Origin of the sequence: Paraburkholderia aromaticivorans (assembly GCF_002278075.1) — a bacterium.
Classification (GTDB): domain Bacteria; phylum Pseudomonadota; class Gammaproteobacteria; order Burkholderiales; family Burkholderiaceae; genus Paraburkholderia; species Paraburkholderia aromaticivorans.
This window is the reverse complement of record NZ_CP022990.1, coordinates 1,109,491-1,122,723: the sequence shown is the minus strand read 5'-3', so window position 1 is coordinate 1,122,723 and position 13,233 is coordinate 1,109,491. Positions and strand designations below refer to the sequence as shown.

Genomic DNA, 13,233 nt, shown 5'->3' with positions numbered 1-13,233 from the left:
TGCGTTACATCGTAGGGCCGCTGTAGCGCACCCTGTTTCGCGGCGGCGTGAAGTGCGGATGCCGCCGGCAACACGTGGCGTAAAGCCGGCGCAAACAAAAACGGCGCACCGTGCGGTGCGCCGTCGGTGCGAAGCGTAACCGCACGAGTCGGCTAACGTATCGCGTGGCTTTCCATGGCTAGCGTTGCCATGGCGCGGCGCCAGCGCTGCGTTGATGAACCGCCTGTCCATGCTTGTCTGGAGCGGCCACGGCAAGCGCCGCCAGAACAATATGCTCCCGGTCTACTTCGAAAAAGCTCCGCAGCGCGTCCCGAGTATCGCTGCGACCGAACCCGTCGGTTCCGAGGGCAATCAACGGGGCGCTCACATACGATGCAATCGACTGTGGTACGGCCCGCACGTAGTCGGTCGCCACGACAATCGGAGCATGGCCGGGCAGACATGCCGCGACGTGGCTGATGGGGCGCCCGGACTCGTGCACGTTGCTCGAACCGGCGAGAATGGAAAGCCGCTCGACCTCCCGCGCGTCGCGCGCCAGCTCGGAAAAACTGGTGACGCTCCAGACTTCGGTTGAAACACCCCAAACCGTATTGAGAATATCGGCAGCCGCGATCACTTCTCTCAAGATTGCCCCGGATCCAAGGAGCCGAACCGCGGCGCCGGCGTTGCCGGAGTAACGGTACATACCCTTGATCACATTGTCCTGCTGTTCGGTGGCCACCGCATTGTGCGCATAGTTCTCGTTGGTGACGGTCAGGTAATAGAACTCATCGACCTGCTGTTCGAGCATGCGGCGCAGACCATGGTCGACAATAATGGCCAGTTCGCTTGAAAACGCAGGATCGTAGGCTCTGCAGTTCGGCACGGTTGCCGCTATCAGGTGACTGGTTCCGTCCTGATGCTGCAGTCCTTCGCCGCCAAGCGTGGTCCGGCCGGAGGTTGCGCCAATGAGAAACCCCCGCGCCCGCTGATCTGCTGCCGCCCAGATCAGGTCGCCCACGCGCTGGAATCCGAACATGGAGTAGTAGATGTAAAAAGGGAGCATCGCAATTCCGCTGACGCTGTACGCCGTGCCAGCCGCTATCCACGAGGATAATGCCCCTGCCTCGGTAATGCCTTCTTCCAGGAGCTGCCCGTCTATGCACTCCTTGTAATACATCATGGAAGCCGCGTCTTCCGGCTCATACAACTGACCATCGGGCGAGTAAATGCCTATCTGCCGGAAAAGGTTCGCCATCCCGAATGTTCTCGCCTCATCTGCAACGATGGGAACGATTCTTGGACCCAATTGCTTGTCCTTGAGAAGATTCGAAAACAATCGGACAGCCGCGGTTGTCGTGGAGATCTCCCGATTGTCAGGAGCGAGGGCGAATTGGGCATAACTCGGCAACGGCGGAATCTCGACTACCGCCGCGTCCGAGCGTCGCCGTGGCAAATATCCACCGAGAGATTGCCGGCGAGCCTTAAGGTAGCGCATCTCCGGACTATCGTCAGACGGTTTGATGAACTGCATTTCAGAGGCGCCTTTGTCATCCAGAGGCAGCTTGAAACGATCGCGAAACCGAAGCAGGGTTTCTTCATCGAGCTTCTTCTGCTGATGAGAGGTGTTTCTGGACTCGCCAATGCTGCCCATGCCATAGCCCTTTTTGGTTTTGGCGAGAATGACGGTAGGGCGCCCTTTGTGTTCCCGCGCCGCGGCGAACGCGGCATGGAGCTTTCTGAAGTCATGGCCGCCACGCGTGAGACCGTCGATCTGCGCAGGGGTCATCCCTGACACGAGAGATCGCAGCTCTTCGTCCATGCCGAAGAAGTTCGACAGATTGTATTCGCCGCTGTTGGCGCCCAGCGTTTGATACTGGCCATCCACTGTTTCCGCAAATCGCCTCAGCAGTGCGTGATGGGTATCGCGAGCGAAAAGGTCGTCCCAGTCCGCGCCCCATAAGACCTTGATGACATTCCAGCCGGCGCCGGAGAAGGTTGCCTCGAGCTCCTGGATGATCTGCCCGTTTCCGCGCACAGGTCCATCGAGTCGCTGCAGGTTGCAATTGATGATGAACGTGAGATTATCGAGCCGCTCTCTGGCGGCGAGAGATAACGCGGCAAGCGACTCGGGCTCGTCCATCTCGCCGTCTCCGAAGACGCCCCAGACGTGCCGGTATGACGTTTTCGCAAGTCCCCGATGCTCCAGATACCGCAGAAACCTTGCCTGATAAATCGAGTTGATCGGCCCAATGCCCATGGATCCGGTTGGGAACTGCCAGAAATCGGGCATCAACCACGGATGGGGATACGAACAGAGCCCGGTCCCGCTGATCTCCTGCCGGTAGTTGGCCAGATGTGCCTCGCTCAGGTGGCCCTCCAGATACGCCCGTGAGTAAACGCCGGGAGCCGAGTGAGCCTGGAAATAGACGAGGTCTCCCTTCGATGAACCGTCGTCGGCGCGGAAGAAATGATTGAATCCGAGCTCGAAAATCTCCGCTGCGGACGCATAGCTGGCGACGTGGCCGCCGAGCTCGCCGTATGCCACGTTCGCTCGCACCACCATGGCCAGCGCGTTCCAGCGGACAATGGAGGTGATCCGCTTTTCCATCTCGATGTCGCCGGGATACGCGGGCTCTTCTTCGGTACTAATGGTGTTGCGATAGAGCTGGTAAGGGTGCGCGTAGGACGCAACGCCAGACTCGTCGGCGTGCGCCGCAAGTCGCTGCAGAAGATACAGCGCTCTGTCCGGCCCTACCGCACCGAGAACGCCGTCCAGAGCGTCCAGCCATTCTCTTGTTTCTTCCGGGTCGGGGTCGGGTCCGATGGTCTGTACGTCATGCTGCGTCACTCTCTTTTTGTTCAACATTGTGTCTTCCTCCGAAGCCAGGGATTCGTCTGGTGTGTGTGGCGAAACGACCTGGAGCACACCAGCATTCAATGTCGATTGTAGAGTTCCCGGAAAGAAAGGTGCTTTCGTTCGACGTGGCGAAGACGAACTTTAAATTCGTTGTAAACTAAACTAGAAAACAAAAATAAAAGAGAAATACGTTTGTGCAAAATTTTAAGTGATGCGAAATTGGCTCGCCTTGACGTGTATGTTTCACACGGAACGCTATCCATGAAGCGGAAGCAGCAGCGAACGGTTCGAACGTGTCGCCTCGCCCCCGGTGCCGGGCGAGATGGGGCGCACGGTGATGGACCACTCTTCAAAATTATTCGAGGCAATCGATCGGAAGAAACCCGGAGGATTGCAGAGTGATTGGGCGCAAGGGCAGCGCTGAACGCGCAGAAAGCGTCGAACCCATATCGGCAGCGTGGCAGGACACGAAGCGATGGCTTGAGGCTGGAGCGATAACCGGTGCGCCCGCGGACACTCTCGAACAGTCGGTGATGATGCGCAGACGTATCGTGATCGGCGGACCTGCGAGATGTCCGTTAGGCGCGGACGTTTCAGTTGTGGGCGAGGTGAACTCGAGCGGCCAGTGGGTCTTCCGGAATGCGAACACCCGGGCGAGATGCCGAGCGTGTGCCGGGCTTCGGCAGATCGTCGTCCGCGTGGTAGGTGAAAACCAACGATATTTTGGTTCGAGCGTCTTGATTGCGTCCGGCAGAATGCAGCGTGCGGGCGTGAAACAGGACGACATCCCCTGCTGCCAGGCACGGTGAGACTGCCGTGGCAATCAGTGATCTGTTTTCGGGAGTTTCGCTGCGCAGGAACAACGCACTGTCGAACCGGTCTGATTCAAGCTTCATTCGATGCGAGCCGGGAATGAACGATAGTCCGCCATTGGTGGCATTCTCGGTGCCCAACGCAAGCCATGACGACACGAGATCCCCTCGGCCGAAATGCCAGTAACGCAGATCCCGATGCCACCCGGTCGAGGAGCCGAACGATCCATGTTTGGTCATGACGCAGTTGTGGTGAGTCATCGAACACACTACATCGCGTTGAAAGTAGGACCGAAGCCAATCAACTACCTCCCGTTCTCCACACCATGCCTGAAATTCGTGGCCTCGGGAGAACGCATCCAGAAGGCGCCTCGGTGTGCCGCCGCCATGCACGAATCGGGAGCTCGGGGCGCCGGGGTAGTGTAGGTCCGCCTCGTACTCGATCGGCTCCGTGTTGTCCTGAATGGCGACCCGCGACCTTTCAAGGATTGCTTCACATTGGGTTTGACTTGCAATGCCGCGCAAGATGATGAAGCCATCTTCAACGAAGCGACTGATCTGTTGGGAAACAATATCCGGCATGGCGTCGAGTCTATTCAACGAGGCTGAGGGGATTCGGTTGTCGCGCGGCGAATCAGATGCAGTCTCGCCACCGTCGTGACACCGCTTCACACAGCGCTGTCTGTACGGTTCGCGTGGCCTCTTCAATCTGGCATGTCACATCGGGTAGCGAATCGGGCGAGAGAATCATCCTGCATGGATGCCCGCAGACCGACCCAATCCAGTCCAACGATCTGACCGTTTGAGTACAGAGCGCGAGCCGGCACTGCGCGGGAAGTTGACTCAACACCTGTTCGATTTCCGTCATGTCGTGAATTCCACGGCCGCCATTCGATGACACCGACGCAACCCATTCGCGGCGGAGCGACTCGATGTCTTTCAACGAAAGTAACGCGAATTGGGCGGTATCGGCGAAGCGATTGGACAGCGCGGGCGCAACGAAGATTTCGGTCGTAGGATCTACGATCGCGCACACTTCGGTGAGTGACGATGGCGGTCGCATCCACGCGCATTGCTCCGTGGCCACCAACTTTTTTTCATTTGAGTACTTGTTCATGAGCTGTACTTTTTAGGGAATGATGTTGGTTGGAGGTGCGGGTTCGATCTGTCATCTGCGTGGCGCGATCGTATCTGGAAATTTTAGGACATTTTCTGTTCGACAATGTTGCAAATGCCTGCGTGCGGGGGTAATTTCACAGAGTCAGCGCGCATATGCACGTAATTAAATTTGCAAAGGAAGGCAATGAGAGCAACAAAAAAGCACGGTCCGGTTGTGGGCAATGAGAAGTCGGCGCTGCAGCTGGATCGGATTGATCGCGCAATCCTCAAGCAGTTGCAAAGTGATGCCTCGATTTCCAACGTCAATCTCGCGGCGAAGGTTAAGCTGAGTGCGCCGGCCTGCCTGAGGCGCGTTGAGCGGCTCAAGGAGATGGGATTGATACGATCCGTGGTCGCACTTCTCGACGCCAAGGCATTAGACTGGGCGATGCTCGTGGTGATTGGCTTTGTGCTGGACCGTTCCACCCCCGAGACCTTCGCCGAGTTCGAGAAGGCAGCTCAAAAAGTCTCTGGCTGCATGGAATGTCACGTGGTAACGGGCGAATTCGACTATTTCATGTTGGTACGCACGCGCGACAATGACAGCTTCAACCGGCTGCATGCGGAGCAGTTGCTGTACCTTCCGGGGGTTCGTCAAATCCGGACGTTCATGGTGCTCAAGGAGATTCTCTCCACCACCAAACTGCCGCTCTGAATAACCGATTGTTGCATTGCACACCTGAACGATTTTGCCTGGAATCCGCTCGGCATTGAGTTCTATTGCGTCTAGGAAGCGAGAGGCGGTAGAGCCGTGGTAACGGCGGCTCCGTTGGCCGCCTGATTCGAACCGGCTATCGACTACGCCGTAGTGCTGGCAGGCAATGACAGCGGCAGACTGGAACGCGGGGTTCATCATCTGCCGCCGGTTTTTGGGGGAAGGGTAGTTGCCCCGGTCGGTCTTCGCTGTGGAGCAGATACCTGTGCTTGAGCTTATTGAAACCGGCGGGGACGGGCGGTTCTTCCCCGAAGAAAACCGTGTCGGCGGGTAATGAACCGCTCACTCACCCAGATAAGCCGCCCGCACCTTCGGATCGTCCAGCATCTGCTTCGCGTCGCCCGACATGGTGACCAGACCCGAGTCCATCACGTAGCCGCGATTGGCCGCCTGCAACGCGAGACGCGCGTTCTGCTCGACCAGCAGCACGGTCATGCCTTCAGCCGAAATCGCCCGCACCACTTCGAAGATCTTCTCGACCATGATCGGCGACAGACCCATCGACGGTTCGTCCAGCAGCAACAGCTTGGGACGCGAGATGATCGCGCGCGCCATCGCCAGCATCTGCTGTTCGCCGCCCGAGAGCGTGCCCGCGTATTGCGTGGCGCGCTCCTTCAGACGCGGGAAGAAGCCGAACATGCGATCCACGTCCGCCTTGATGCCGTCCGTGTCGGTACGCAGATAAGCGCCCATCTGCATGTTCTCGACGATCGACATGCGCGCAAAGATACCGCGGCCTTCCGGCACCATCGCGAGGCCGCGCTTGAGCAGCAGATGCGGCGGAATGCCCTTGATCGACTCGCCCATGTACTCGATGTCGCCGATCGTGTAGGGCTTAAGCCCCGTGATCGCCTTCATCGTCGTGGTCTTGCCCGCGCCGTTCGCGCCGATCAGCGTGACCAGTTCGCCCTGCGCGACTTCGAGATCGATGCCCTTGACTGCCTGAATGCCGCCGTAATTGACCTGCAGGCCCTTGATTTTCAACATTGCCGTTGCCATTAGTGGACCCCCGCACCCAGATAAGCTTCGATCACCTTCGGATCCTTCTGCACGTCCTGCGGCAGACCCTGGGCAATCACCTTGCCGTAGTCGAGCACCGTCATCTGGTTGCACAGACCCATCACGAGTTTCACGTCGTGCTCGATCAGCAGGATCGTCTTGCCGTCCGCGCGGATCTTGTCGAGCAGCTTGGTCAGCTCGACCTTTTCCGTCGCATTCATGCCGGCGGCCGGTTCGTCCAGCGCAAGCAGCTTCGGATCCGTTGCCAGTGCACGGGCGATTTCGAGGCGGCGCTGGTGGCCGTACGACAGATTGCGCGACGTGTAGTCCGCGTATTGCGCAATGCCGACGTATTCCAGCAGTTCGATCGCGCGCTCCTTGATCTCGCGCTCTTCCTTGCGTTCCGCGGGCGTCTGGAACACCGCGCCGAGCAGGCCGTGCTTGGTGCGCACATGACGGCCGACCATCACGTTCTCCAGCGCGGTCATGCCGCCAAAGAGACGGATGTTCTGGAACGTGCGCGCAATGCCGGCCTTCGCCACCTGATACACAGCGGTCGGCGTGTACGGCGTGCCGTCGAGCTTGAACTCGCCCGAATCCGGCGTGTAGAGGCCCGTGATCACGTTGAAGAAGGTGGTCTTGCCGGCGCCGTTCGGCCCGATCAGACCGTAAATCTGGCCGGACTCGATCTCAAGCCCGACATCGGACAGCGCCTGCAAACCGCCGAAGCGCTTGTTCGCTCCTCTAATGGACAGTCGAATGTTGTCGCTCATGTCTAATCTCCTGGTTGACCAGGCTGCACTTCAGCGCCTGGTCTGGTCCGATGCTCTGCCCGATTCTTAATCGCGCAGCGGTTTCTTGCCGCCACGCTTCGACAGCTTCGCAATCTTGTCTTCATGCTTGGGCGACGGCCACAAGCCTTCCGAGCGGTACAGCATGATCAGCACCATGGCGAGCGCATAGACCAGCTGGCGGATCACTTCCGTATCGACGATTTCATGGCCGAAGATCATGTTCTGCAGCGGACCCATCGTCGAGCGCAGGAATTCCGGCAGTACGGCGAGCAGCACCGCGCCGAGAATCACGCCCGGAATGTGGCCCATGCCGCCCAGCACCACGCACGCCAGCACCACGATCGATTCCGGCAGCGTGAACGATTCCGGCGACACGAAACCCTGGAACGAACCGAACATCGCGCCCGACAGGCCGCCGAACGAAGCGCCCATCGCGAACGCCAGCAGCTTCACGTTGCGGGTGTTGATGCCCATTGCCTTGGCGGCGATTTCGTCTTCGCGGATCGCGGCCCATGCGCGGCCAATACGCGAATGCTGCAAGCGCGTACACACCCAGATCACCAGCAATGCGGCGACCACGAACAGGTAGTAGTACGAGTAGACCGACGGGAACTGGAAGCCGAACAGCGAGTGCGTCTGCGCGAGGCTGAAGTCGCCGACGTGCACCGGGTCGACCGCCGTGATCCCCTTCGGGCCGTTGGTGATATTCACCGGACGGTCGAGGTTGTTCATGAAGATCCGCACGATTTCCCCGAAGCCCAGCGTCACGATGGCGAGGTAGTCGCCCCGCAGACGCAACGTCGGTGCACCGAGCAGCACGCCGAACAGCGCGGCCAGACCCATCGCGCACGGCACGATGAGGAGGAACGGCACATGCAGACCGTTCGGTGCGAAGTGCGCGATCCACTCGAACTGCGTGGACAGGTGCGGCGAGCTCAGCAGCGCTGCAACGTAAGCGCCGACCGCGTAGAACGCGATGTAGCCCAGGTCGAGCAGGCCGGCGAAGCCGACCACCACGTTGAGGCCGAGCGCGAGCATCACGTACAGCATCGCGAAGTCGAGCACGCGGACCCAGTAGTTGCCGCCTGCGGCGCCGATGATCATCGGTGCCGCGATCACGAAGATCGCGGTGATGATGCCGACCGATAGCGTCGTGGTCCGCGTCCTTTCGGCGGCAAGCGAGGATGGCTCGATGCGTTGAATCAATGTCATATCTGTTTTCTCCTTGGATCAGAAATCAGGCGCGATCCGCCACGCGTTCGCCGAGCAGACCCGACGGACGGAACACCAGCACGATGATCAGCACGATGAAGGCGAACACGTCCTGATAGTTGCTGCCGAAAACGTCACCCGTGAGATCGCCGATATAACCGGCACCCAACTGCTCGATCAGGCCGAGCAGCACGCCGCCCACCATCGCGCCGCCGAGATTGCCGATACCGCCGAGCACTGCCGCGGTAAAGGCCTTCAGGCCGGGGAGAAAACCCATGTAGAAGTGCGCATTGCCATATGCCGACGCAATCATCACGCCGGCCAGCGCGGCGAGCGCCGAGCCGATCATGAAGGTGGCCGAAATCACGAAGTTCGGGTTCACGCCCATCAGCGACGCGTTACCCGGGTTCTCGGCAATCGCCCGCATTGCGCGGCCAAGTTTGGTTTTGTGCACGAGCAGAAGCAGCCCGCCCATCACGAGGAACGCCACGATGACGATCACGATTTCAGTCATCGAGATCACGGCGCCCGGTGTCGTGTCCGTGGCCTTGATCACGTTCAGCGGGTCGGTGGGCAACAGTTGCGGGAACGGCATCGGGTTGCGCGACCAGATAATCATGGCCAGCGTTTGCAGCAGGATCGACACGCCGATCGCGGTGATCAGCGGGGCGAGACGCGGTGCCTTACGCAACGGCCGGTAAGCCACGCGCTCGATCGTATAACCGACCACCGCGCACACAACCGCCGCGATGATCAGTGCGATGACGAGCGTCGGCACATTGCCGAGGTCTGGGAAGTGGTTCTGCAGCACGCCGATAGCTGAGAGCGCAACCATCGCGCCCACCATCAACACATCGCCGTGAGCGAAGTTGATGATGCCCAGAATGCCGTAAACCATCGTATAGCCCAGTGCGATGATGGCGTAAACGCTGCCAAGCACCAGCCCATTCAAAAGTTGTTGGATGAAGATATCCATCGATTGCTCCTGGTCGCGCCCGTGTGAGCGCGTCACGTAATAAGGTAAAGCTGGTGTTCGAGAGCCGTGTTGGCGAGGCCAGGCTCCCAGCCGAGCCAGTCGAAACCTGAACATGGGAAAACGAACGCGGTATTCGCTGCTGCATCGCTCCAGTTCTAACCTCGATCTGCGCTGCTTAGACGGAGTGGGAGCTTTAAGCGACGCGCAGATGGCACTTCGCAGGCGTATAGGGTCGTCACGAGACAGCTGGCTGCCTCTTTGGCATTGCGCGACTACCTGAGTGGCCTTCTCGCCCTCCGAGGTCGATCCGAAGAGATCGACGTGCAGGCAAGGCGGATTTTTTCGTCGATTGAAGTGTTCAACTGTGTCTCCTTTGGATTTGTCATGTGCGAGGCGCGGAGGCTCGATTGGCCGCGCAGACTCAGAGGCAATCCTAAAGAAGCTCGAAGAATTGGTGGTTGCAAAATAAATTCGCGGCGCAAAACAAGATCGGCTATTTCATCAGAAGCACGGAATTTCATTGTGCAATGGCCATGAGGAAAGAACGTTTGTTGTGTATTGGATGGAGCGGCGTGGCGCTATCGCGTCCACTACCGATGGAAACGCAGTGACGCGGTCAACTGAAGCGGCTGCGTGGGAGAGCATGCATTGAAGTCATTGGCCTACCGCGTTCGCGAAGGAACGCAGCGGCACCAGGAGTGGATAGTGCGTTCGCATCGCCGCCGGGGTGACTGTGAGCTGAAATGCTTCTTCCAGCTCGTCGGCTGCGCGGAGCAGCGCAGCGATAGACGCGAGATCCATCATCTCAGGCCCTGCCGCGCGCTCGGTGGCCAGGGCCAAGCTTTTGCGGCGCGGATATCTTCTATCGGGAGTATCGTCTCGACGTAATTTTATTATGATTTTCAAGGGTCATAATTAATAAAAAGTTGCCGTTAGAAAGGAACGTTCGTAAAGATTAAAAATTGCGGATAAAAAACACAACCCATGTTTTTTCGGAAATTTGTAACATGTTCAACGTCCTCTATCGAAAGGCCATCCGGGCTTCCGTCTCTGCGAGGCCGACCTTCTAACACTGGAAATCGCTATGAACCTGAACAAATTTCCCCGCCACCCGCTCACGTTTGGTCCGACTCCGATCCAGCCGCTGAAACGTCTGAGCGATCATCTCGGGGGCAAAGTCGAGCTGTACGCCAAGCGGGAGGATTGCAACAGCGGCCTGGCTTTTGGCGGTAACAAGACACGCAAGCTTGAGTATCTGATCCCGGAGGCACTCGCCCAAGGCTGCGACACCCTTGTTTCGATTGGTGGCATCCAGTCGAATCAGACTCGCCAGGTGGCAGCGGTCGCGGCACACCTCGGAATGAAGTGCGTGCTGGTTCAGGAGAACTGGGTCAACTACAGCGACGCAGTGTACGACCGGGTCGGCAATATTCAGATGTCGCGCATCATGGGCGCTGACGTACGACTGGTTCCGGATGGATTCGATATCGGCTTCAGAAGGAGCTGGGAAGACGCGCTCGAGGACGTTCGGGCGGAAGGCGGAAAACCCTATGCCATCCCGGCAGGCTGCTCGGATCATCCGCTTGGCGGTCTGGGATTCGTTGGCTTTGCTGAAGAAGTTCGCCAGCAGGAAGCAGAGCTCGGATTCAAGTTCGACTACATCGTCGTATGTTCTGTCACTGGCAGCACGCAAGCGGGCATGGTGGTGGGCTTTGCCGCGGACGGCCGCGCGGATCGGGTGATCGGTATCGACGCGTCGGCGAAGCCGGAAAAGACACACGCCCAGATTCTGCGCATCGCGCAGAATACCGCCGACAAGGTCGGACTGGGGCGCGCCATTACGGCAAAGGACGTGGTGCTCGACGACCGTTATGGCGGCCCGGAGTATGGCCTTCCCAGTGACGGCACGCTTGAGTCGATCCGCCTGTGTGCGAAGCTCGAAGGCATGCTGACGGACCCGGTCTACGAAGGCAAGTCGATGCACGGCATGATCGACAAAGTCCGCAATGGCGAGTTTCCCGAGGGTTCGCGGGTGCTTTATGCCCATCTGGGCGGCGTCCCCGCGCTGAACGGCTATAGCTTCATCTTCCGCGACGGCTGAGAATCACAGTCGCGGTTTCTGTCGAAGTTGGCGGAGCGAGCGCAGGAAGCCCACATCTGGGTGGGCTTTTTTCTGTGCATAGATATGAAACGAGCTGTGGGTCGCAATGTCGACATCACGATAACGTGCAACCCTGGGCCTGGCAGAAAGTTCGACATGTCCAGCGTTGCGAACCGTTTGCGGCACACGGCTCGCATTGGACGATAGATACTTCGACATGCTAATCAGGTTGTATGGCGGCACTGAAGCGGAACTGGAGAATAATTCGTGACGGTAATGGAAGTAAGCGTTCCGGATATCGGCGACTACAAGAACATTCCCGTGATCGAGGTCGCGGTGAAGGTGGGGGACCGTGTCGAGAAAGAGCAGTCGCTCGTGACGCTCGAATCCGACAAGGCGACCATGGACGTGCCGAGTTCGGCCGCTGGCATCATCAAGGAACTGAAAGTCAAGGTCGGCGATATCGTCTCGGAAGGCACGGTGATCGTGATGGTCGAAGCCGAACGCGACGCGACGGCTCCAGTTCAGGCGACAGTGCCGGCGGCGGAAAAGCCGGCTAACGCACCGGCAGCTCTGTCGCCCGCGTTGCCTTCGCCGCAGGCGCTCGCTCAGGAACGCACTGAGTCAGCCACTCAGTTATCCACTCAAGCATCCACTCAAGCATCCACTCAAGCTGCCATTCAGCCACCCCTCATTCCGGCTGGCATAGGCGACCGACAGGCGGGCCACGCGTCGCCCTCTGCACGCAAGTTCGCGCGCGAACTCGGCGTCGACGTGACGCAGGTGCTGGGCACGGGTCCGAAAGAACGGATCACGCAAGCCGACGTAACCGCGTTCATCAAGAGTGTGATGACCGCTCGGCGCGCGGCGCCGGCTGCGGCGGGTGGCGGCGAGCTGAATCTGCTGCCGTGGCCGAAGGTCGACTTCACGAAGTTCGGTCCGGTCGATTCGAAGCCGCTGTCGCGCATCAAGAAGATTTCGGGCGCGAATCTACATCGCAACTGGGTCATGATTCCGCACGTCACGAATAACGACGAAGCGGATATCACCGATCTCGAAGCGCTGCGCGTGCAGTTGAACAAGGAAAACGAAAAGGCCGGTGTGAAGATCACCATGCTGGCTTTCGTGATCAAGGCTGTTGTTTCTGCTTTGAAGCAGTTCCCGACGTTCAATGCCAGCCTCGACGGCGACAACCTGGTGTTCAAGCAGTACTTCCATATCGGGTTTGCGGCCGACACGCCGAATGGGCTGGTCGTGCCTGTCATTCGCGACGCGGACAGGAAGGGCTTGATCGAGATCGCGAAGGAAATGGCCGAGCTGTCGAAGGCCGCGCGCGACGGCAAGTTGAAGCCGGATCAGATGCAAGGCGGGTGCTTCTCGATTTCTTCTTTGGGCGGCATTGGCGGCACGAATTTCACGCCGATCATCAATGCGCCTGAAGTCGCCATTCTTGGTCTGTCGCGTGGTGCGATGAAACCTGTTTGGGACGGCGAGCAGTTCGTGCCGCGCCTGATTCTGCCGCTTTCGCTTTCGTGGGATCACCGGGTGATCGATGGCGCGCAGGCGGGGCGTTCTAATGCCCACCTGTCCTCATTGCTCGGCGATTTTCGTCGGGTGTCTTTGTGAT

10 protein-coding genes are annotated in these 13,233 nt (G+C 59.0%); 3 read left to right on the top strand and 7 right to left on the bottom strand.

Annotation, left to right across the window (positions count from 1 at the left end):
* Positions 1 to 178: 178 nt before the first annotated feature.
* From mdeB to CJU94_RS24740, 3 genes are all read right to left on the bottom strand, one after another.
* Positions 179 to 2,848 carry an alpha-ketoglutarate dehydrogenase gene (mdeB, locus tag CJU94_RS24750; protein ID WP_095421293.1) on the bottom strand — a complete coding sequence of 890 codons (2,670 nt, stop codon included), beginning with the start codon at positions 2,846 to 2,848 and terminating at the stop codon, positions 179 to 181.
* 584 nt (positions 2,849 to 3,432) lie between these two features.
* Positions 3,433 to 4,233 carry a phytanoyl-CoA dioxygenase family protein gene (locus tag CJU94_RS24745; protein ID WP_095421292.1) on the bottom strand — a complete coding sequence of 267 codons (801 nt, stop codon included), beginning with the start codon at positions 4,231 to 4,233 and terminating at the stop codon, positions 3,433 to 3,435.
* A gap of 52 nt (positions 4,234 to 4,285) precedes the next feature.
* On the bottom strand, positions 4,286 to 4,768 hold the full coding sequence (locus CJU94_RS24740) for a hypothetical protein (protein WP_157763802.1): 483 nt from the start codon (positions 4,766 to 4,768) through the stop codon (positions 4,286 to 4,288).
* 186 nt (positions 4,769 to 4,954) lie between these two features.
* On the opposite strand from CJU94_RS24740, the gene CJU94_RS24735 reads away from it, so the two are divergent.
* Entirely contained in the window at positions 4,955 to 5,464 is a 510-nt protein-coding gene (locus CJU94_RS24735; RefSeq protein WP_095421290.1) for an Lrp/AsnC family transcriptional regulator, read from the top strand.
* Between the two features lie 342 nt (positions 5,465 to 5,806).
* Here CJU94_RS24735 and CJU94_RS24730 read toward each other — a convergent pair whose 3' ends face one another.
* From CJU94_RS24730 to CJU94_RS24715, 4 genes are all read right to left on the bottom strand, one after another.
* Complete coding sequence (locus tag CJU94_RS24730; protein ID WP_011489615.1) at positions 5,807 to 6,523, bottom strand: ABC transporter ATP-binding protein; 717 nt, start codon at positions 6,521 to 6,523, stop codon at positions 5,807 to 5,809.
* On the bottom strand, positions 6,523 to 7,296 hold the full coding sequence (locus tag CJU94_RS24725; RefSeq protein WP_095421289.1) for an ABC transporter ATP-binding protein: 774 nt from the start codon (positions 7,294 to 7,296) through the stop codon (positions 6,523 to 6,525). The genes CJU94_RS24730 and CJU94_RS24725 overlap by 1 nt, the downstream gene beginning before the upstream one ends.
* Before the next feature lie 66 nt (positions 7,297 to 7,362).
* Positions 7,363 to 8,529, bottom strand: a complete 1,167-nt coding sequence (locus tag CJU94_RS24720) for a branched-chain amino acid ABC transporter permease (RefSeq protein ID WP_095421288.1) — start codon at positions 8,527 to 8,529, stop codon at positions 7,363 to 7,365.
* A 25-nt stretch (positions 8,530 to 8,554) separates the two neighbouring features.
* Positions 8,555 to 9,505: a branched-chain amino acid ABC transporter permease gene (locus CJU94_RS24715; RefSeq protein WP_095421287.1), complete on the bottom strand. Its 951-nt coding sequence runs from the start codon at positions 9,503 to 9,505 to the stop codon at positions 8,555 to 8,557.
* Positions 9,506 to 10,589: 1,084 nt separating this feature from the next.
* On the opposite strand from CJU94_RS24715, the gene CJU94_RS24710 reads away from it, so the two are divergent.
* Together CJU94_RS24710 and aceF are read left to right on the top strand one after the other, a co-directional pair.
* Positions 10,590 to 11,606 (top strand): 1-aminocyclopropane-1-carboxylate deaminase, encoded by a 1,017-nt coding sequence (locus CJU94_RS24710; protein ID WP_095421286.1) that lies wholly within the window; start codon positions 10,590 to 10,592, stop codon positions 11,604 to 11,606.
* A 276-nt stretch (positions 11,607 to 11,882) separates the two neighbouring features.
* Positions 11,883 to 13,232: a dihydrolipoyllysine-residue acetyltransferase gene (aceF, locus tag CJU94_RS24705; RefSeq protein ID WP_095421285.1), complete on the top strand. Its 1,350-nt coding sequence runs from the start codon at positions 11,883 to 11,885 to the stop codon at positions 13,230 to 13,232.
* Position 13,233: the final 1 nt, after the last annotated feature.